The 17,903-nt window shown below is 67.6% G+C and carries 16 protein-coding genes and 1 tRNA gene; 6 read left to right on the top strand and 11 right to left on the bottom strand.

What is annotated here, in order from left to right:
- Positions 1-18 precede the first annotated feature (18 nt).
- Together ruvA and ruvB are read left to right on the top strand one after the other, a co-directional pair.
- Positions 19-588 carry a Holliday junction branch migration protein RuvA gene (gene ruvA / locus ACXJLH_RS26800; RefSeq protein ID WP_457356196.1) on the top strand — a complete coding sequence of 190 codons (570 nt, stop codon included), beginning with the start codon at positions 19-21 and terminating at the stop codon, positions 586-588.
- Complete coding sequence (gene ruvB, locus ACXJLH_RS26795; protein WP_056194366.1) at positions 585-1,643, top strand: Holliday junction branch migration DNA helicase RuvB; 1,059 nt, start codon at positions 585-587, stop codon at positions 1,641-1,643. The genes ruvA and ruvB overlap by 4 nt, the downstream gene beginning before the upstream one ends.
- A 69-nt stretch (positions 1,644-1,712) precedes the next feature.
- Here ruvB and ACXJLH_RS26790 read toward each other — a convergent pair whose 3' ends face one another.
- The 8 genes from ACXJLH_RS26790 to ACXJLH_RS26755 form a co-directional block, all read right to left on the bottom strand.
- Positions 1,713-2,663: a porin gene (locus ACXJLH_RS26790; protein ID WP_457447405.1), complete on the bottom strand. Its 951-nt coding sequence runs from the start codon at positions 2,661-2,663 to the stop codon at positions 1,713-1,715.
- 155 nt (positions 2,664-2,818) lie between these two features.
- On the bottom strand, positions 2,819-3,460 hold the full coding sequence (locus ACXJLH_RS26785; RefSeq protein WP_056194488.1) for a histidine phosphatase family protein: 642 nt from the start codon (positions 3,458-3,460) through the stop codon (positions 2,819-2,821).
- Between the two features lie 5 nt (positions 3,461-3,465).
- Complete coding sequence (locus tag ACXJLH_RS26780) at positions 3,466-3,789, bottom strand: DUF1840 domain-containing protein (protein ID WP_056194372.1); 324 nt, start codon at positions 3,787-3,789, stop codon at positions 3,466-3,468.
- Positions 3,790-4,037: 248 nt separating this feature from the next.
- A complete protein-coding gene (locus ACXJLH_RS26775; RefSeq protein WP_082532505.1) occupies positions 4,038-6,155 on the bottom strand; it encodes a putative bifunctional diguanylate cyclase/phosphodiesterase in 2,118 nt (705 codons plus the stop codon).
- Positions 6,156-6,181: 26 nt separating this feature from the next.
- A complete protein-coding gene (locus ACXJLH_RS26770; protein WP_457323898.1) occupies positions 6,182-7,483 on the bottom strand; it encodes an HD-GYP domain-containing protein in 1,302 nt (433 codons plus the stop codon).
- Between the two features lie 250 nt (positions 7,484-7,733).
- Positions 7,734-9,092 (bottom strand): GH1 family beta-glucosidase, encoded by a 1,359-nt coding sequence (locus ACXJLH_RS26765; protein ID WP_457447403.1) that lies wholly within the window; start codon positions 9,090-9,092, stop codon positions 7,734-7,736.
- A 351-nt stretch (positions 9,093-9,443) separates the two neighbouring features.
- Complete coding sequence (locus tag ACXJLH_RS26760; protein ID WP_056194380.1) at positions 9,444-10,484, bottom strand: LacI family DNA-binding transcriptional regulator; 1,041 nt, start codon at positions 10,482-10,484, stop codon at positions 9,444-9,446.
- A gap of 240 nt (positions 10,485-10,724) precedes the next feature.
- Positions 10,725-11,066: an HU family DNA-binding protein gene (locus ACXJLH_RS26755; protein WP_056194383.1), complete on the bottom strand. Its 342-nt coding sequence runs from the start codon at positions 11,064-11,066 to the stop codon at positions 10,725-10,727.
- Between the two features lie 116 nt (positions 11,067-11,182).
- On the opposite strand from ACXJLH_RS26755, the gene ACXJLH_RS26750 reads away from it, so the two are divergent.
- Complete coding sequence (locus tag ACXJLH_RS26750; protein ID WP_457447401.1) at positions 11,183-13,237, top strand: putative bifunctional diguanylate cyclase/phosphodiesterase; 2,055 nt, start codon at positions 11,183-11,185, stop codon at positions 13,235-13,237.
- 202 nt (positions 13,238-13,439) lie between these two features.
- Here the strand turns inward: ACXJLH_RS26750 and ACXJLH_RS26745 are convergent.
- From ACXJLH_RS26745 to ACXJLH_RS26735, 3 genes are all read right to left on the bottom strand, one after another.
- Positions 13,440-13,524 (bottom strand) — tRNA-Leu (locus ACXJLH_RS26745).
- A gap of 55 nt (positions 13,525-13,579) precedes the next feature.
- Positions 13,580-15,103, bottom strand: a complete 1,524-nt coding sequence (gene amaB, locus ACXJLH_RS26740; protein WP_457447399.1) for an L-piperidine-6-carboxylate dehydrogenase — start codon at positions 15,101-15,103, stop codon at positions 13,580-13,582.
- Between the two features lie 14 nt (positions 15,104-15,117).
- Positions 15,118-16,212, bottom strand: a complete 1,095-nt coding sequence (locus ACXJLH_RS26735) for a saccharopine dehydrogenase NADP-binding domain-containing protein (RefSeq protein ID WP_457447398.1) — start codon at positions 16,210-16,212, stop codon at positions 15,118-15,120.
- 121 nt (positions 16,213-16,333) lie between these two features.
- On the opposite strand from ACXJLH_RS26735, the gene ACXJLH_RS26730 reads away from it, so the two are divergent.
- The 3 genes from ACXJLH_RS26730 to ACXJLH_RS26720 are packed head-to-tail and all read left to right on the top strand — an operon-like array spanning position 16,334 to position 17,873.
- A complete protein-coding gene (locus tag ACXJLH_RS26730; protein WP_457356190.1) occupies positions 16,334-16,798 on the top strand; it encodes an Lrp/AsnC family transcriptional regulator in 465 nt (154 codons plus the stop codon).
- Between the two features lie 23 nt (positions 16,799-16,821).
- On the top strand, positions 16,822-17,394 hold the full coding sequence (locus ACXJLH_RS26725; protein ID WP_457447396.1) for an NnrU family protein: 573 nt from the start codon (positions 16,822-16,824) through the stop codon (positions 17,392-17,394).
- On the top strand, positions 17,364-17,873 hold the full coding sequence (locus ACXJLH_RS26720; protein ID WP_457447394.1) for a GNAT family N-acetyltransferase: 510 nt from the start codon (positions 17,364-17,366) through the stop codon (positions 17,871-17,873). Before ACXJLH_RS26725 ends, ACXJLH_RS26720 begins: the two co-directional genes overlap by 31 nt.
- The last annotated feature ends 30 nt before the right edge of the window (positions 17,874-17,903 follow it).

The raw sequence follows: 17,903 nt of genomic DNA, 5'->3' as shown, positions 1-17,903 counted from the left end.
GGCCCAGATAATGGGCCGATGATTGGAAGACTGTCTGGCGTCATCGCCGAGAAATCACCGCCGCAGGTCGTCATCGACGTGGCGGGCGTGGGCTACGAGGTGGACGTGCCGATGAGCACCTTCTTCAACCTCGGCGGCCTGGGCGAGCGGGCCGTGCTGCTGACCCACCTGACCGTGCGCGAGGACGCGCACCAGCTGTTCGGCTTCCTCACCCACGAAGAGCGCGCCACCTTCCGCCAGCTCATCAAGATCAGTGGCGTCGGGCCGAAGATGGCCCTGGGCTTGTTGTCGGGCCTGTCGGTTTCAGAACTCGCCCAGGCCGTGTCGCGCCAGGATGCGGGTCGGCTGACCAAGGTGCCGGGCATTGGCAAGAAGACGGCCGAGCGGCTGCTGCTGGAGCTGAAGGGCAAGCTCGGCGCCGACCTGGCTCTGCCCGCCGCCGTCACCAACGACACGCAGGCCGACATCCTGCAAGCACTGGTCGCGCTGGGCTACAGCGAGAAAGACGCCGCCGCCGCGCTGAAGGTGCTGCCCCCTGATGTCGGCGTCAGCGACGGCATCAAGCTGGCGTTGAAGAAGCTGACATGAGCATCCAGACCGACGACTTCGCTCCGGCGCCCCGCGTCGTCAGCGCCGCGCCCGAGTCCAGCCGCGAGGAGGCGATGGAGCGTGCACTGCGGCCCAAGCATCTCGATGACTACGTCGGCCAGGTCAAGGCCCGCGAGCAGTTGGAGATCTTCATCGGCGCAGCCCGCAAGCGCCGCGAGGCGCTGGACCATGTGCTGCTGTTCGGCCCGCCGGGCCTGGGCAAGACGACGCTGTCCCACATCATCGCGGCCGAGCTGGGCGTCAACCTGCGCCAGACCTCCGGCCCGGTGCTGGAGAAGCCCAAGGACCTGGCCGCCATCCTGACCAACCTCGAGAAGAACGACGTCCTCTTCATCGACGAGATCCACCGCCTGAGCCCCGTCGTCGAGGAAATCCTCTACCCGGCGCTGGAGGACTACCAGATCGACATCATGATCGGCGAGGGCCCCGCGGCGCGCTCGATCAAGCTGGACCTGCAGCCGTTCACGCTCGTGGGTGCAACGACGCGCGCCGGCATGCTGACCAACCCGCTGCGCGACCGTTTCGGCATCGTCGCCCGGCTGGAGTTCTATACGCCGGCCGAGTTGCAGCGCATCGTGACGCGGTCCGCCGGCCTGCTGGGCGCACCCATCGACGCCGACGGCGCGCTGGAGATCGCCCGCCGCTCACGCGGCACGCCGCGCATCGCCAACCGCCTTCTGCGCCGCGTGCGCGACTACGCCGAGGTCAAGGCTGACGGCCGCATCGTTGCCGGCATCGCCGACAGGGCGCTGGCCATGCTGGACGTCGATCCACAGGGCTTCGACCTGATGGACCGCAAGCTGCTGGAAGCCATCGTGCATCGCTTCGATGGTGGTCCGGTCGGTTTGGAGAACGTCGCCGCCGCCATCGGCGAAGAGGCCGGCACCATCGAGGACGTCATCGAGCCCTATCTGATCCAGCAGGGCTTTCTGCAGCGCACGCCCCGCGGCCGCATCGCGACACTGGCGGCCTACCGGCATCTGGGCCTGACGCCACCGGGCGGCAAGACGGCACCCGATCTGTTCGGGGAATGAAAACGGCGCCGCAAGGCACCAATAAAAAAGCGCCCCGAGGGGCGCTTTCTGTATTCCGGTCCCGAAGGATCAGAAGTTGTGGCGGATACCAGCAGCCAGCGAGCTGAAGTCCTGACCAGCGACGCCGGTCTGGTAGTTGCCCTTGGACTGGTTGTCGACCTTGGTCCAGAAGCCGTAGACCTTGGTGCGCTTGCTCAGGTTGTAGTTGTAGCCAACCGTCAGCTGCTTGGCGCCGTCGTCGGCCACCATCTTGTCGGCCTTGCCGAAGTTCAGGTGGAACTCGGACTGGCCCATGACGTACATACCGGAAGCGCGCCAGACGTTCCAGTCCTTCTTGCCGACGCCGGCAAAGGTGTTCTCAGCGCGCTGCACATAGCCGCCGATGACGACGGGGCCAAACTCGTACAGGCCGCGGATGGCGATCTGGGTGAAGTCACCCTTCTTTTCGTAGCCGAGGCCGGCATGGGCGGGGCCCATGTCGTAGTTCACAGCGACGTCGAAAGCGCGAGTCGTCGTGTTTTCACCTGCGGCTGCCGAAAGTTCGGCGGAGAAGCCACCAGCGGTCGGGGTGAAGTAGGAGACCTTATTGTTCGTGTAGAACTGGGTCGCGTACAGCGCATCGGCCGAGGTGCCCGTGTCGTGGTTGTGATTGCTGACGTAGTCGGCAGTCGCGAAATACGAGCCCGGGAACCACTTGCCGAGGCGGATGCCACCGAAGCCGCCTTCCAGCTGAACCCAGGAAGCGCGGTTCCAGAAAGTCGTGCCGCCAGTAGCCGCACCGGTGTCGCTGTTCAGGCCGTGTTCCAGCGAGAAGGAAGCCTTCAGGCCGCCGCCGAGGTCTTCACTGCCCTTGAGGCCCAGGCGCGACGAGTTGTTTTGCACAACGACCTTGCGGTCTTGCGAGCCGAACTTCTGGCTTTCGACGGTGGTGTTGATGCGGCCCCACAGGGTCACGCTTTGTGCGAAAGCCGGCGCGGCGGCGGTGGCGGCCAGAGCGGCGACGAGTGCAATCTTCTTCATCGTTTTGCCTTTGTAGAGAGGTTGGGCGAGGCCATGGGCCTGCCTTGAAGGACCAGTGGCGGCCAGTATAGGAGCGGCTTTTACCGCGCCCGACCGCAGCGACGCGTGGATGCAACAGTGGGCCTAGGGACCTTGAAAAGCCCGCCCTGCCTGCATCAAGCCGCGATGTCGTCGGCGCTCAGCCCGGCCAGGTGGCGGTCGTCGTTCCAGCCGATCAGCGTGAATCCTTCGGCTGTTGCCAGCAATCGGTTGATGGTGGCATTGCCGAGCTGCCAGCTGCGCGGCGCGTCCAGGGCGGACCGGGTCGCAGCCCTGTAGAGGCAGTCCAGCACGCCGCCATGGGCGACGAGCGCAATGCTCTGCCCCGGGTGGGCCGCGGCGGCGCGGCGGGCCGCAGCGACGCAGCGCGCGCTAAAGACGGTCAGGCTCTCGCCGCCGCCGACGGCGAAATCGGGCTCACGACGCCGCCATCGGGCGGCATCCTCGGGATAACCCCTATCAATCTCTTCCCAGCTCAACCCCTCGAACCGGCCGAAGGCGCGCTCGCGCAGGGCGGCGTCGAAGTGGATGGCCAGGCCTTGGACGCCGGCCACGGCCTCGGCGGTCTGGCGGGCACGGCTGAGATCACTGGAATAGATGGCCGCCAACGGCTCGTCGGCCATGGCCTCGGCCAGGCGCTGAGCCTGGGCCAGACCCAGCGGGCTCAAGGGGATGTCGGTATGCCCCTGGATTCGCGTGGCGCGGTTCCAGGCAGTCTCACCGTGGCGGATCAGGATCAGTCGAGTGACTTCTTCCATCGCAACTAGACACCCCAGACGACGTCGGCCTTTTCCTTCATGCTGCGCTGCATCAACTCGTGCAGCGGCCAGGCGCGCTGGCGCAGGGACACGCCCTGGCGGCGCGGCACGGCCTCGCCGGCGGCCTTGGCTTCGTCGACGCTGCGCTGGAATTGCGCCTCATCGGCCGCCACGCCGGCTTCCAGCGCCTGGATCAGGCCCGGCAGTGCAGCCACTTCGAGGATGCCTTGTTGGGCGGGTTCGCGCCCCATCAGGCGCAGCACGGCATCGGCCGAATCGGCCATCATGATGACGTCGGCGCCAGCCTTGGATTTGAAGCGGTAGAGCATGGCCGCATTGTGCGCGTGTACTTGCGCGGGCCGAGCGCCGGGCCGCTCCCAAGCCGGCCCGCCTTGGGCGATGCTTGCGGCTCGATGCCGCAAGCATCGCCGTCCCCTCGGGGGCTGAGGCCGGACACGTTGCGCCCAGTGGGCGCGACGTGCCTGCCGAGGAGCAGCGGCACTGCCGCTGCGCGGTCTGCAAGACCGACCAGACACGCCGGCGTTCAGCAGGGCGGGACTGGGCGAGGGGTGCCGTTTCAGGCGCTGGCCAACCCCAGCCAGCCGGACACCGGCGAGTCGACGACATGGCGGCGCGGGCGCACGCGCTGCTCGAATTCGTCAGGCGGCAGCGGCCTGGCAAACAGATAGCCCTGGAACTCATGACAGCCGGCCTGGGCCAGGAAGTCGCGCTGGGCCTCGGTCTCGACACCTTCGGCGATGACTTGCAGGCCCAGGGCCCGGCCCATCTGCACGATGGCGTTGGCGATGCCGACATCGCTGGCGTCGCTGGGCAGGCCCTGCACAAAGCTGCGGTCGATCTTCAGGCGTTGGATGGGGAAGCGCTTGAGATAGCCCAGGGAGGAGTAGCCGGTGCCGAAGTCGTCGATGGACAGCGTGACGCCCAGCGCCGCCAACGCGCGCATGCGCTTGAGAGCCTCCTCGGCATCACCGAGCAGCACGCCCTCGGTCAATTCCAGTTCGAGCAGGCTGGCCGGCAGCGTGGCCTCGCGCAGGACTGCAGCCACCGTCTCGACGAAATGGGCTTGCTGGAACTGCAGGGCCGACACGTTGACCGCGACCGGCATGCGCAGGCCGCGGCCCAACCAGTAGGCGGCCTGGCCGACGGCCTCGCGCAGCACCCACTCGCCGATGGCGACAACAAAGCCACTCTCCTCGGCCAGGGGGATGAATTCGGCGGGCGAAATGTCGCCACGCTGGGGGTCTCGCCAGCGGATCAGCGCCTCGGCACCGATGACGCGGTCGCTGCCCAGCTCGACCTGGGGTTGATAGTGGAGCCGAAAGCGCCCCTCGGCCAGGGCCTGGCGCATGTCGTGGTCCAGGCGCATGCGCGACAGCAGGTCGACTTCCTTGCGCGGCACGTGGAAGCGGAAGCCCGCGCGGCCGCTTTCCTTGACCCAGTGCATGGCGCGTTCGGCGCTGGCCATCAGCTCGTCGGGCGAACTGCCGTCGCCGGGGTGCAGGGCGATGCCGCAACTGGCCGTGACGGTGAAGCTCAACGTGTCGAAGCTGAAGGGCTGGGCCAGCAGTTGCTGCACATGGCGGGCGGCGGCCTCGGCCTCGAACATTTGGGCACCGTCGATCAGCAGCGCGAATTCATCGCCGCCCAGTCGGGCCAAGGTGTCATTGGCACCGACGGCGCCGCGCAGACGCTCGACGACCTCGCGCAGCACGCGGTCGCCATAGCTGTGGCCCAGGGTGTCGTTGATCTGCTTGAAACGGTCCAGGTCGAGATGCAGCAGCGCAAAAGTGGGAGATTCAGCAGGCGCCGGTTGGCCAGTCTCGACGGCGGCCATCTGCTGCACGATGCGGTCGGCCAGCGCGCGGCGGTTGGGCGCGCCGGTCAGCACGTCGGAACGGCCAAGCTCCTCGATGCGCTGGTGCGCAGCCAGCTTCTCGCTCAGGTCGCGGAATGAAAAGACCCGGCCGATGGGCTCGCCGCGACTCATCTGCGGCAGCGAGACCTGCTCCAGCACGCGGCCATCGGCCAGGCGCAGCATGTCGCTGGAGCGCATCAGCGGCGCGTCCAGCAGTGACTCGATGCGCAGGCGGTACTGCTCGCCGTCGCGCATGACACGCTGCAGGCTCAGCCACAGGCCGGCGTCGCCGGGCTCATGCAGCAGCCCGCCGGGCAGGCCCCAGAGCTTGGCAAAGCGGCGGTTGAAACTGCGCACGCGGCCGCCCAGGTCGACGACGAGGATGCCGTCGGCGGTGGACTCCAGCGTCGCGCGCAGTTCGGCCAGCAGGGTTTCGCGTTCGGCTTCGGCGCGGCGACGGCGCGTCTGGTCATGCAGCAGCACCAGCCAGTAGCGGCCGCCGTCGGGCGTGTGGACGGGGCTGATGCTGCGGCTGACCCAGCGCGGCTGGCCGTCGCTGTGAGTCAGCACCGTGTCGGAGCGGATTCGGGCGAAAGGATCGCGGGCGGCGCCCTGCCAGAAGGCCTCGTCCTCCAGCGAGCCGCACAACAGGGCCGGCGGCTGGCCCAGCGCCCGTTCGGGCTTGAGACCGAGCAGGCGCAACGCGGCGCGGTTGACTGCGTTGACGGTCAGACTTTCACCATCCACCAGCCAGGCCGGCTCGGGCAGACCTTCCAGCAGCGCACCGATCACGGACGGCGCCTCCGAGACGCGGGGCAAGGCTGAGTTCGCCTCGCGGCCGGCGTTCACGCGGCCAACTCCCCTGGTCCCGTACTCGCGGCGTCGAAGAAGTAGGCGATGCGCGCCCGGGGGCTGAGGTAGTCGAGCGACGCTCGCGGCAGGAACTGGGGCTTGAGGCTGCGCCGGATGCCGAGGTCGGGCATCTCTTCGAGGTTGAGGATCAGCGCCTCTTCCTTGACCACCTTGACGTCATGGACCATGACGCGAGGCTTCAGCGGACGCGCCGAATTGACCGAAACGACCAGCGCATAGCGGTCATCGGTGAGCTGCACGGTGGAACCCGGCGGGTAGACACCCATCATGCGGATGAAGGCGTTCAGCATGGTCGCGTCGAAGCGATTGCGGCCCTGCGCAAACATCAGCGACAGCGCCTCGTGGGGCGTCATCGCCTTGGACGTGATCAGCGGATTGCACAAGCCATCAAAGCGGTTGACCAGCGCAACGATGCGCGCGCCGGTGCTCATGCGGTCCATGTTGATCTTTTGCGGGAAGCCGCTGCCGTCGGCATGCTCATGATGCTGGGCAACGATGAGCAGCGGGCCGGGTGCCAGGCCCATGGTCTGGGCGATGGCCACGCCCTTGACGACGTGCTGCTGGTAGGCCTGGGTCTCAGCCGCCGTGAAGCTTTCGTCGCGGTGGCGCAGGCGCGCAGCGACCTCGAGCTTGCCGACGTCGTGCAGCAGCGAGCCGACGCCCAGGTCCATCATCTCGTCGCGACCGAGGCCGAAAGCGCGGCCGAGCAGCAGGGCAATGATGCAGACGTTCAGCGCATGGGCCGTGCTGCGGTCACCCGCGGCCTCATTGAGCAGCCGCATATTGAGATCACCCTCGACCAGCATCTTGTCGAGCAGTGCGGCGGTCAGGCTCTCGGCCTGGGTACGGGCGGCATGGGGGTCGGGCTGGACCAGGTCCATGACACCGCGAAAGCCTTTGGCCGCCTCGCCGTACTGCTCCTCGCACAGACGCAGGGCCTCGCGTTGGGCGGCCAGAGCGCGGCGGTGGGCTTCGCGAGCCAGATCTTCAGGGCTGGGTTGCGAGGGGGCGGAACTGTCGCTTGCAGCACTGACGTCGCCGGCATCCGCAGCCACGGCGTCCTCGGACGACTGCAGGTCCAGGTCGCTCTTGGCGGGGCTCCAGCGCACCTGGGTCAAGCCAAGGCGGCGCAGGATCAGCAACTGATCGCTGGAGGCGATCTTGAAGCTCGACAAGGGGAAGGGATGCGACATCCAGCCGAGATCCAGATGAATGAACATCCCGACCGCCAACTGGCTGACATCGATCAGTGGATCGCTTGTTCTATCCTGCATTCGCTCAAAACCCGTGCGCCGGGCACCCTCGACCCGGCCCGAGCTCCGGCAGCCCTGCCGCAGTGCTCGAACCGGTCTCCTRTCATACGTCAAATCGGCCGATCGCGCCCGCTACCGGCTGGGAAAAGTACCGGCGGGGCGCAAGTCGGAGCTTAGCRCCTGAACGTGACCGATTTCCCGCCGCTTAGTCGGGGCAAACGCGGAGGAATGCATGACCGGCGGCCTGAGTGAGGCCGCGTCGAAGCCCCTCTCACCGTCGGGCGTGATGGAGGGCAACGAAGTCGCGATACCAGTGGGCGCTGTCCTTGAGCAGGCGCTGCTGGCTCGCGTAGTCGACATGGACGAGGCCGAAGCGCTTGTCGTAGCCGGAGTTCCACTCGAAGTTGTCGAGCAGGCTCCAGTAGAAATAGCCGCGCACGTCGGCGCCCAGGCTCATGGCGGTGGACAACGCCTGGAGGTGGGCCGACAGGTAGGCGATGCGCTCCTTGTCGGGTACCCGGCCGTCGACGACGCGGTCGGCATTGGCCATGCCGTTTTCGGTGATGAACATCGGCGGCGGGTTGTACTCGCGCGCCAGGCGCACCAGATGCTGGGCGAAGACCTCGGGCACGATCTCCCAGCCCATGTCGGTGAAGCCGCGCTTGCCCGGACCCGGGACGGTCTTGCCGTCCGCGCCGAAGAGGCTGCGCGTGTAGAAATTGATGCCGAGGAAGTCCAGCGGCTGGCGGATGCGGTCCAAGTCGCCGGCTTCGACCCGTGGGGCGTCGGCGCCGACGTATTCAACAGCGTCGGCCGGGTAGGCACCGCGGAAGATCGGGTCCATGTACCAGCGCACGTTGAGCCCGTCGTCGATGCGGGCGGCGCGGCGGTCGGCCTCGTTGGGCGTGGCGGGGAAGGACGGCGTGTGGTTGAGGACGATGCCGAGCTTGGTCTTGGTGACCGCGCGCATCGCGGCGATGGCTTCGCCATGGGACAACATCAGGTGGTGGGCCACCTGCAGGCTCTCGGCACGGCTGGTGCGGCCAGGCGCGAACTGTGCGGTCTCGTAGCCCAGGGTCGCCGTGCACCAGGGCTCGTTGTGCGTCGCGATGCTGGCGAGGCGGTCGCCGAAGCGGCGCGCGATCTCGGCGCCGTAGTCGGCGAAGCGGCTGACGATGCCGCGCGACAGCCAGCCACCGATGCTTTCGTCCAGGGCCTGCGGAAGGTCCCAGTGATAGAGGGTGCCGTGGGGCTGGATGCCGGCTTCGAGCAGGGCGTCGATGAGACGGTCATAGAAGGCGAAGCCGGCCTCGTTCCAGGCGCCCTCGCCCAGCGGCTGCACGCGCGGCCAGCTGAAACTGAAGCGGTAGCAGTCCAGGCCCAGACCCTTCATCAGCGCGACGTCGTCGCGGAAGCGGTGGTAGTGGTCACAGGCGACGTCGATGTTGGACGCATCCTTGATGCGACCCGGCTGGCGGCAGAAATGGTCCCAGATGGAGGCGGCCTTGCCGTCCTCGAAGGCGGCGCCCTCGATCTGCGCGGCGCTGGTGGCGACGCCCCAGAGAAAGCCGGGCGGGAAGGACTGGGCGAGTGCAGCGGGGTCGATGCGGTCGAGGTTGGCAAGGCTCATGGCGGAGAGGCAGGGGCAAAAAGCTGAGCAAGACGGCGGTGGCGCCGCGACGACGGAGCGAAGGCGGGTCAGGAGGGCGGAACGGCCGAATCCGCAGGGCAGCGGCAGCGCTTCATGACGTCTCCTGTGTTGTTTGAATTGGAAGTACCGCTACCAGGCCGACCGCTTTGATGGCGGCGAGCGTCGGACCATCAAGCAGCTCGGGCAAACAGGTTTGAAGCGACACCTGCCCCCGTGGCGTCGTCATCTTGCCCGACAAATGACAACGCTGTCAATACGCGCTGTTAGCGGTAACGGCAGCGCCGCAACGGGCCGATCAAAGCAGGAGGGCCGAGGCGAAAGCGCGCCGGCTCAGCGGGCGCGCGTGGAGTCCCGCACGACAAGTTCGTGCCGCAGCACCTTGTGCAGGTCGGCCTCGTCGGCCGGCCCCGCTGAGGCGTCGGGCCGCTGGCCCGCGACCAGCATTTCCACCGCCGTGCGTGCCATCTCGGCGACCGGCTGGCGCACGGTGGTCAGCGGCGGCCACACCAGGGCGGCGGTCGGCGAATCGTCGAAGCCAGCCACCGACAGGTCGTTGGGCACAGGCAGGCCCAGGCGCTGGGCAGCAGCCAACACGCCCAGGGCCATGTCGTCATTGCTGGCGAACACGGCAGTCGGCCGCTGGCGGCGGCTGAGCAATTGATGGGCCGCGTCGCGGCCGCTCTCAAAAGTGAAGGCGCCGGGCTGGATCAGTTCGGGGTCGGGCTCCAGGCCATGCGCGCGCAGCGCGTTGACGAAGCCCTGGTAGCGCGCCGCGCTGGCCGACTGGTCCGGCGGCCCCTTGATGAAGGCGATGCGCTGGTGGCCCAGGCTGAGCAGCAGATTGGTGATCTCTTCGGCCGCATGCACATCGTCCATGCGCACCGAAGGCACCCCACGCAGGTCGCGCTCGGGCGACATCAGCACGCAGGGCGTGCCGTTCTCGCGCAGCGCGGCGAGCACCTCGGGGTTGTCGCACAGCGGCGGCGTCAGGATCATGCCGTCGGGGCGCAGTGCCATCACCATGCGGTCGATCTGCTGGCGCAGGTCGGGCGCATCGTTGTGAAGTGACTCGACAACGAGGTGATACCCCAGCTCGCGGCATCGCACCGTGGCGCCTTGCTGCACGCTGCCGACGAAGATCGCGCTGGGGTCGTAATAGAGCAGGCCGATCAGGAAGGACCGTCCACCTGCGAGGCTGCGCGCCGACTGCTTGGGCCGGTAGCGCAGCGCCTCCACCACCTTGAGCACCTGATCCCGGGTGCTTTCATGCACGCCGGGCTCATGGTTGAGCACGCGCGATACCGTCTTGATCGACACGCCCGCCTCGCGGGCAACGTCGACGATGGTGGGGGTGGTACCGCGCGGGGTCATGGAGCCCCTCGTCCAAGGATTACCTTGGCCGGTCTTGCAGACCGCGCTGCGGCTTGCGCCGCCGCCCTTCGGCAGGCACATCCAGCCCACTGGGCTGTATGTGTCCGGCCGAAGCCCCCGAGGGGACGGCGATGCTTGCCGGATTGACCGGCAAGCACATCGCCAGCGCGGGCCGGCTCGGGAGCGGCCCAGCGCCCGGCCCGGAAATCATCCGAGAGGGGTTCCATGCGACTGCTCTACTTACTTCTTCTTGGCCTTGGCGGCCGGCTTGGCGGCGGGCTTGGCAGCGGCCTTCTTGGCTGCAGCCTTGGGGTCCACGGCGGCCTTGAAGCCAGCGCCGGCGGTGAACTTGGGCAGCTTGGCGGCGGCGATCTTGATCTTGGCGCCGGTGCTGGGGTTCACGCCGTTGCGGGCAGCACGTGCGTGCTGCTTGAAGGAGCCGAAGCCCGGGATCGACACCGCACCACCCTTTTTGACGGTGGTGACGATGGCGTCCAGCAGGGTCTCGAGGACGCGGCCGGCTTCAGCCTTGCTCAGCTCGTGCTTGGCGGCCAGGTGTTCGATCAGATCGGTCTTGTTCATGCGGGGGGTCTCGTCCAAAAACGCGCCCGAACGGCTCGGGCGGGCGCGATTGTGGCTTATCGCGAGAGGCATACAGTCTCGGCAGAGTCCCGTATCCATCGTTGATGTCAGCCCACGTGCACTTTTCCTCTTTGCTCGATGCCCTGCCCCAGCAAGTGTGGAAGGCCGACGCGCAGGGCCGGCTGCTGTGGATGAACGCGCGCCTGGCCGAGGCGCTGAACCGCCCCGCCCTGCCGGCTGCCCTCGTCAACTGGTTGCACGAGGAGGACCGCAGCGCCTTCTCGGCTCAGTGGGCGGCGGCGCAGCGCAGCGGCCGCTTCGAGATGGAGTACCGCCTGGGCAACCAGTGGGTGCTGGCCCAGGCCCAGCGCCTGCCGGACTCGCCGCTTTGGCTGGGCACGCACACCGACATCGCCGCGCGCCGCACGGTCGAGGCGCGGCTGCGCGAGGCGGACGAGGTGTGGAAACTGGCGCTTGAGTGCAGCGGCGACGGCGTCTGGGATTGGCATGTGCAGGCCGGGATCGAATACTTCTCCGAGCGCTATCTGCGCCTCTATGGCTTCGAGCCGGGCGACGTCGACGCGACACCGGAGGCCTTCGACGCGCGCACCCATCCCGACGACCTGGCGCAGATGGACAAGGACCGCGAGGACCATTTCGCCGGCCGCACGCCGCTCTACCGCAACGAACACCGCGTGCTGGCCAAGGACGGCAGCTGGAAATGGATCCTGAGCCGCGGCATGGTCATCGCGCGGGACACGGCCGGTCGGCCGTTGCGCATGGTCGGCACGCACACCGACATCACCGATCGCAAGCGCCAGGAGGCGCTGGTCTGGCAGCAGGCGCGTGTCGACACGCTGACCGGCCTGCCCAACCGCCGCTCGCTGCGCGAACGCATCGAGCGGGCGCTGGCCCTGCGCGCGCTGCGCGGCGACGAGCTCGCCGTGATGTTCGTCGACCTCGATCATTTCAAGGAGGTCAACGACTCCCTGGGCCATGACGTCGGTGACGCGCTGCTGGTGCAGGTGGCGGGGCGGCTGCAGGAGCACATGCCCCCGGGCGGCGTGGTCGCGCGCATGGGTGGCGACGAGTTCACCGTGCTGCTGGCGACGGATCAGGCGGTGCTCGCGGCCGAGCGCGTCGGGCACGATTTGCTGGAAGCCTTGTCCGAAGCCTTCGAGGTCGCCGGCGAGCGGGTCTATGTATCGGCCAGCATCGGCGTCAGCCTGGCGCCCCGCGATGGCGTCGAGATCGAGGCCCTGTTCAAGCACGCTGATCTGGCGCTGTATGAAGCCAAGGGCGCGGGCCGCAACCGCATGAGCCTGTTCACGCCGGCCCTGCACGAGGCCGCGCAACGGCGCGCCCGGCTGGTGGCCGAGTTGCGCGAGGCGCTGCGGTTGTCGCAATTCAGCCTGGTCTATCAGCCCATCCTGTCGCTGCAAGACCCGACCGCGCCGCCGCGCAAGGCTGAGGCGCTGCTGCGCTGGTCCCACCCGCAACTGGGTGACGTCAGCCCGGCCCAGTTCATCCCGATCGCGGAGACCAGCGGCTTCATCGTCGACATCGGCGACTGGGTCTTTCGTGAGGCCGCAGCCCAGGTGCTGGCCTGGCGCGCGGCGGGGCACGAGGGCTTCCAGATCAGCGTCAACAAGTCACCGGTGCAATTTCTCGGCGAGCGCAGCCACCGTGTGCAGCCGGACTGGGTCACGCATCTGCGCGGCCTGGGATTGCCCGGCGACGCGCTGGCGGTGGAGATCACCGAAGGGCTGCTGCTGGAGCGCGATGAAGCGGTGGCCGAGCGGCTGCGGGCGCTGCGCGAGGCAGGGTTGGCGATCTCGCTGGACGACTTCGGCACCGGCTATTCGTCGCTGAGCTATCTGCAGCATCACGACATCGACACCGTCAAGATCGATCGCAGCTTTGTCGCCGGGCTGGAGAACGGCGGCAAGGCACTGGCGCTGTGCCGGGCCATCGTGACGATGGCGCATGAGCTGGGGATGGAGGTGGTGGCGGAAGGGGTGGAGACGGAGGCGCAGATGGTGGCGCTCAGGGAGATGGGATGTGATTGGGGGCAGGGGTGGTGGTTTGGGAAGGGAGTGCCGGCTGCCGAGTTTGAGGAGCGGTGGTTTGGCGCCATCACAGCGGGCTCGGTTGCCGCCACCACTCGCTAAGGCGCCCATCGAGGGCACCTCAGCGGGGACTCGGTCACCTCCGGCGACCCCGGCGGACGGCAACGCGCCAGAGGCGCGAAGCCTTCGTCGAGGCGTCGGACAAGCCGCAGGGCTTGTCCTCGGTCCACGACGACGCGCCCTTCGAGCCCTCTCCTGGGCCCAAACGCAAAAGGCCAGCACTTGCGTGCTGGCCTTTCTTGTTTGGTGCCCAGGAGAGGACTCGAACCTCCACGGAGTTACCCGCTAGTACCTGAAACTAGTGCGTCTACCAATTCCGCCACCTGGGCTTTCAGGGAGGCCGGACTATAGCCTAGTTCTCAGCCCTCCCACGACGAAGTCGACTCAGATGTCGAACTTCACCCCCTGAGCAAGAGGCAGCTCACTTGAATAGTTAACGGTGTTGGTGGTGCGGCGCATGTACGCCTTCCACGCGTCCGAACCGCTCTCGCGGCCGCCGCCGGTTTCCTTCTCGCCGCCAAACGCGCCACCGATCTCCGCACCGGACGTGCCGATGTTGACGTTGGCGATGCCGCAGTCGCTGCCCGAGGCGCTCATGAAGCGCTCGGCCTCGCGGATGTCGGTTGTGAAGATCGCGCTCGACAGGCCTTGCGGCACGCCGTTCTGCAGCTCGATGGCTTCTTCCAGCGTCTTGTACTTCAGCGTGTACAGGATGGGCGCGAAGGTCTCGTGGCACACCACTTCGGTCTGCGAAGGCATGCGCACCAGAGCCGGCACGGCGTAGTAGGCCTCGGGGAAGCGGTCGGCCAGCGCGCGCTCGCCACCTGACACAAGGCCGCCCTGCTCGCGTGCAGCGCTCAAGGCAAACTGCATCGCGTCGAAGGACTGCGCGTCGATCAGCGGACCGATCAACGTGCCCTGCTCAACCGGCGAACCGATGGGCAGCTGGGCGCGGGCGCGGTCCAGGCGCTCGACCAGGGCGTCATGGATGCTCTCGTGGGCGATGACGCGGCGCGTCGTCGTGCAGCGCTGGCCGGCCGTGCCGTAGGCGCCGAACAGGATGCCGCGCACAGCCAGCTCCAGGTCGGCGCTGGGCGTGACGATGATGGCGTTGTTGCCACCCAGCTCCAGCAGCGAACGGCCGAAGCGGGCCGCCACGCGCGGGCCAACGGCGCGGCCCATGCGGGTCGAGCCGGTGGCGGAGACGAGCGCCACACGGGCGTCGTCGACCATCGCTTCGCCGGCATCGGCGCGGCCGATGATCAGCTCGGACAGGCCGTCAGGCGCGGCGTTACCGGCGGCGCGGTAGGCCTTCAGCGCGCGCTCGAACAGGGCCTGCGTGGCCAGCGCGGTCAGCGGCGTCTTCTCGGACGGCTTCCACACGCAGGTGTCGCCGGCCACCAGGGCCAGGGCCGAGTTCCAGGCCCAGACGGCCACGGGGAAGTTGAAGGCCGAGATGATGCCGACGACGCCCAGCGGCAGCCACTGTTCCATCATGCGATGGCCCGGGCGCTCGCTGGCAATGGTCAGGCCATGCAGCTGGCGCGACAGACCGACGGCGAACTCGCAGATGTCGATCATTTCCTGGACTTCGCCCAGGCCTTCGCTCGTGACCTTGCCGGCTTCGATGGAGACCAGCTGGGCCAGTTGCGCCTTGTGGGTACGCAGCTCTTCGCCGAACAAGCGGATCAGCTCGCCGCGCTTGGGGGCGGGCACGACGCGCCAGGCCTTGAAGGCCTCGGCTGCACGGCCGACGGCCGCCTTCATGTCGGCCGCGCTGGCGGTGGGCAACTGGGCCAGCACGCTGCCGTCGATGGGCGAGCGCACGGTCAGGTCGCCGCCCGAGTTCGAGGTTTGCGGCAGGTGGACGCCGAGGGCGTCGAGAACGGAGAGGGTTTGTTGCTTCATGACGAACATTGTCCTCACGAGATCGATTCGACCTGACGGGACTGTTGATACGCCGAGCCGAAGCGGTTGGCAAGGAAGTCGGGCAAGCTGACCTCTTCCTGGCGGACAAAGCCCTTCTGCGGCAGCTTGCCTTCGCGGAACAGATCAACCGCGGCGCAGATGCCAGCGGCCGTCGTGATCTGGATGGCGCTCAGCGGCTGGGCGCCGTCACGCGTGGCGAAGATCTTGCGGGCGAAGACTTCCTGCAGCAGCACGCCGTTCTTCTGGCCGGACACGGTCACGAAGACGAGGACGACGTCCTGCATCGTCGCGGGCATGCTCTTGCGCATGATGTCCTTCAGCAGGTTCTGGTCGCCCTTCAGGCCCAGGTCGCCCAGCAGGAACTGCATCAGGTCGCGGTGGCCGGGGTAGCGCACGGTCTTGTAGTCCAGGTTGCGCACCTTGCCCGCCCAGGTCTCGCACAGCGTGCCCAGGCCACCCGAGGTGTTGAATGCCTCGTACTCGGTGCCGTCCAGGCTGAAGTGCTCCAGGCCTTCCAACGGCAGCGCAGAGATGGTCTCGCCTTCGTGGACGGCTTCGCAGGGGTGGCAGTACTCGTTGATGAGGCCGTCGACCGACCAGGTCAGGTTGTACTTCAGCGCATTGGTCGGGAAGGCCGGCAGGGCGCCGACGCGCATCTGCACGTCGCGTACCGAGTCGAAGCCGCTGGCCAGGTGGTGGGCCACGATGCCGATGAAGCCCGGCGCCAGGCCGCACTGCGGCATGAAGGCGGTCTTGGCGCCCTCGGCCATCTTCATGATGGCCTTGGTGGCGGCGACGTCTTCGGTCAGGTCGAAGTAGTGGCAGCCGCACTCCAGGGCCAGTTCGGCAGCCGTGATGGCCAGGTGGTAGGGCAGCGCGTTGACGACGGCGTCCTTGCCGCGCAGTTGGGCAGCCAGGGCGGCGCGGTTGTCGCTGTCGACCTCGGCGGTGGAGATGCCCTCGGCGGCCAGCACCTTCAGGTAGCCGGGGTTCTTGTCCAGCACCGTCACTTGATAGTCGCCAGTGGCGTGCAGCAGGCGGGCGATGGTCTGGCCGATGTGGCCGGCGCCAAGCAGGGCGATCTTCATGAGGGGCTCCAGGCAGGTGTTTGCGTTGGGCCGAACTCTAGGCAGTGGTGATGACGAAAGAAAGCACCACTCCGACGAAAGCAATTGCTGTTTCGACGATTCGTCGCGATGATTCGTCGTTATGGATGAATCGCGGGTAAACCCGAACCCCTCGCCAGACGACCTGGACCGACGCCTGATCCTGCTGCTGCAGGCCAATGCGCGGGAGAGCACGGCGACGCTGGCGCGCAAGCTCGGCGTCGCGCGAACCACCGTCGTCGCACGGCTGGCACGGCTGGAGGCCAGCGGCCGCATCGTCGGCTACACGGCGCGCCTGGGCGGCGATGAAGCCGGCCGCAGCGTGCAGGCCTTTGTCGGCATCACCGTCAGCCCCAAGGCCGGGCGTGAGGTCGTCAAGCGACTATCAGAACTGCCCGAGCTGCGCCAGCTCGCCTCCGTCAGTGGTGAGTTCGACTACATGGCACTGCTGCGCGCCGACACTACGGCCCGGCTCGACGCTCTGCTCGACGAGATCGGCGAGATCGACGGCGTGCTGCGCACCAACAGTTCGGTCGTGCTGGCTTTGCGCGTCGACCGACAAACCTGAACCGGACAGAACTGGAGACCACGATGACCTGGCTTGCCCTCGGCCTCGCCCTCTTTCTCGGCATCCACCTGATTCGCGCGCTGGCGCCGCAATGGCGCGACGCGCAAATGGCGCGGCTCGGCGAGAAGGGCTGGAAGGGCCTCTACACCGTGGTCTCCCTCATCGGCTTCGGGCTGATCCTCTGGGGCTTCTCGCAAGCGCGGCTCAATCCCATCGTGCTGTGGCCGCCCATCCACGGCATGAACCACGCGGCCGCATCGCTGATGCTCGTCGCCATGATCCTGATGGCCGCAGCCTATGTGCCGCGCAATCACATCAAGGCCAAGCTGCAACATCCGATGACGCTGTCAGTCAAGGTCTGGGCCTTTGCTCACCTGATCGCCAACAACACGCTGGCCGACGTGATGCTGTTCGGCAGCTTCCTCGTCTGGGCCATCCTCGTGTTCCGGGCAGCGCGGCGCCGCCCGGGGCCGGCACCGGCCGCCGGCACGGTAGCCGGCACGGCGGCTACCGTCGTCGTCGGCATCGCGTTGTGGGCCTTGTTCGCGTTCTGGGCGCACGCGGCATGGCTGGGCATCGCGCCGCTGGGCCGGTGATCCGCACAGTCACGGCAGCGGACGAAGCCGCCTTCATCGCTGCCGCGCAAGCCAGCCGCCAGCTGCATCGCCCATGGGTGCAGCCGCCGTGTGATGCAAAAGCCTTCGCACGCCATCTCGCCCGCTTCGACGGCGCCGCTCATCACGGTTTCGTCGTGGAGGACGATGGCGAGCTGGCCGGCGCCATCAACCTGACCAATATCGTCATGGGCGCCTTGTGCAGCGGCTACCTGGGCTATTACGCCTTCGCCGGCTTCGAGGGGCGCGGGCTGATGACACAGGGCCTGAACGCTGTCGTTCGGCATGCCTTCAAGGAGCTCGGCCTGCACCGCGTCGAGGCCAATATCCAGCCTGGCAACCTGGCGTCCATCGCGCTCGCACGGCGCTGCGCCTTCGCGCTTGAGGGCTATTCACCGCGCTATCTGAAGATCGCCGGTCGCTGGCGCGACCACGAACGTTGGGCGCGTGTCAGACCGTGAATCCCGTTAGCGGCGGGCATAGACTCGCGC

The sequence above is a fragment of the Roseateles sp. P5_E4 genome, assembly GCF_054049255.1.
This window is presented reverse-complemented; position numbering and strand designations above follow the sequence as displayed.

Bases quoted from the DNA above. Each gene is read 5' to 3' on its own strand.
- ruvA (WP_457356196.1), top strand. From the start codon at position 19: ATGATTGGAAGACTGTCTGGCGTCATCGCCGAGAAATCACCGCCGCAG.
- ruvB (WP_056194366.1), top strand. From the start codon at position 585: ATGAGCATCCAGACCGACGACTTCGCTCCGGCGCCCCGCGTCGTCAGC.
- ACXJLH_RS26790 (WP_457447405.1), bottom strand. From the start codon at position 2,663: ATGAAGAAGATTGCACTCGTCGCCGCTCTGGCCGCCACCGCCGCCGCG.
- ACXJLH_RS26785 (WP_056194488.1), bottom strand. From the start codon at position 3,460: ATGGAAGAAGTCACTCGACTGATCCTGATCCGCCACGGTGAGACTGCC.
- ACXJLH_RS26780 (WP_056194372.1), bottom strand. From the start codon at position 3,789: ATGCTCTACCGCTTCAAATCCAAGGCTGGCGCCGACGTCATCATGATG.
- ACXJLH_RS26770 (WP_457323898.1), bottom strand. From the start codon at position 7,483: ATGCAGGATAGAACAAGCGATCCACTGATCGATGTCAGCCAGTTGGCG.
- ACXJLH_RS26765 (WP_457447403.1), bottom strand. From the start codon at position 9,092: ATGAGCCTTGCCAACCTCGACCGCATCGACCCCGCTGCACTCGCCCAG.
- ACXJLH_RS26760 (WP_056194380.1), bottom strand. From the start codon at position 10,484: ATGACCCCGCGCGGTACCACCCCCACCATCGTCGACGTTGCCCGCGAG.
- ACXJLH_RS26755 (WP_056194383.1), bottom strand. From the start codon at position 11,066: ATGAACAAGACCGATCTGATCGAACACCTGGCCGCCAAGCACGAGCTG.
- amaB (WP_457447399.1), bottom strand. From the start codon at position 15,103: ATGAAGCAACAAACCCTCTCCGTTCTCGACGCCCTCGGCGTCCACCTG.
- ACXJLH_RS26735 (WP_457447398.1), bottom strand. From the start codon at position 16,212: ATGAAGATCGCCCTGCTTGGCGCCGGCCACATCGGCCAGACCATCGCC.
- ACXJLH_RS26730 (WP_457356190.1), top strand. From the start codon at position 16,334: ATGGATGAATCGCGGGTAAACCCGAACCCCTCGCCAGACGACCTGGAC.
- ACXJLH_RS26725 (WP_457447396.1), top strand. From the start codon at position 16,822: ATGACCTGGCTTGCCCTCGGCCTCGCCCTCTTTCTCGGCATCCACCTG.
- ACXJLH_RS26720 (WP_457447394.1), top strand. From the start codon at position 17,364: ATGGCTGGGCATCGCGCCGCTGGGCCGGTGATCCGCACAGTCACGGCA.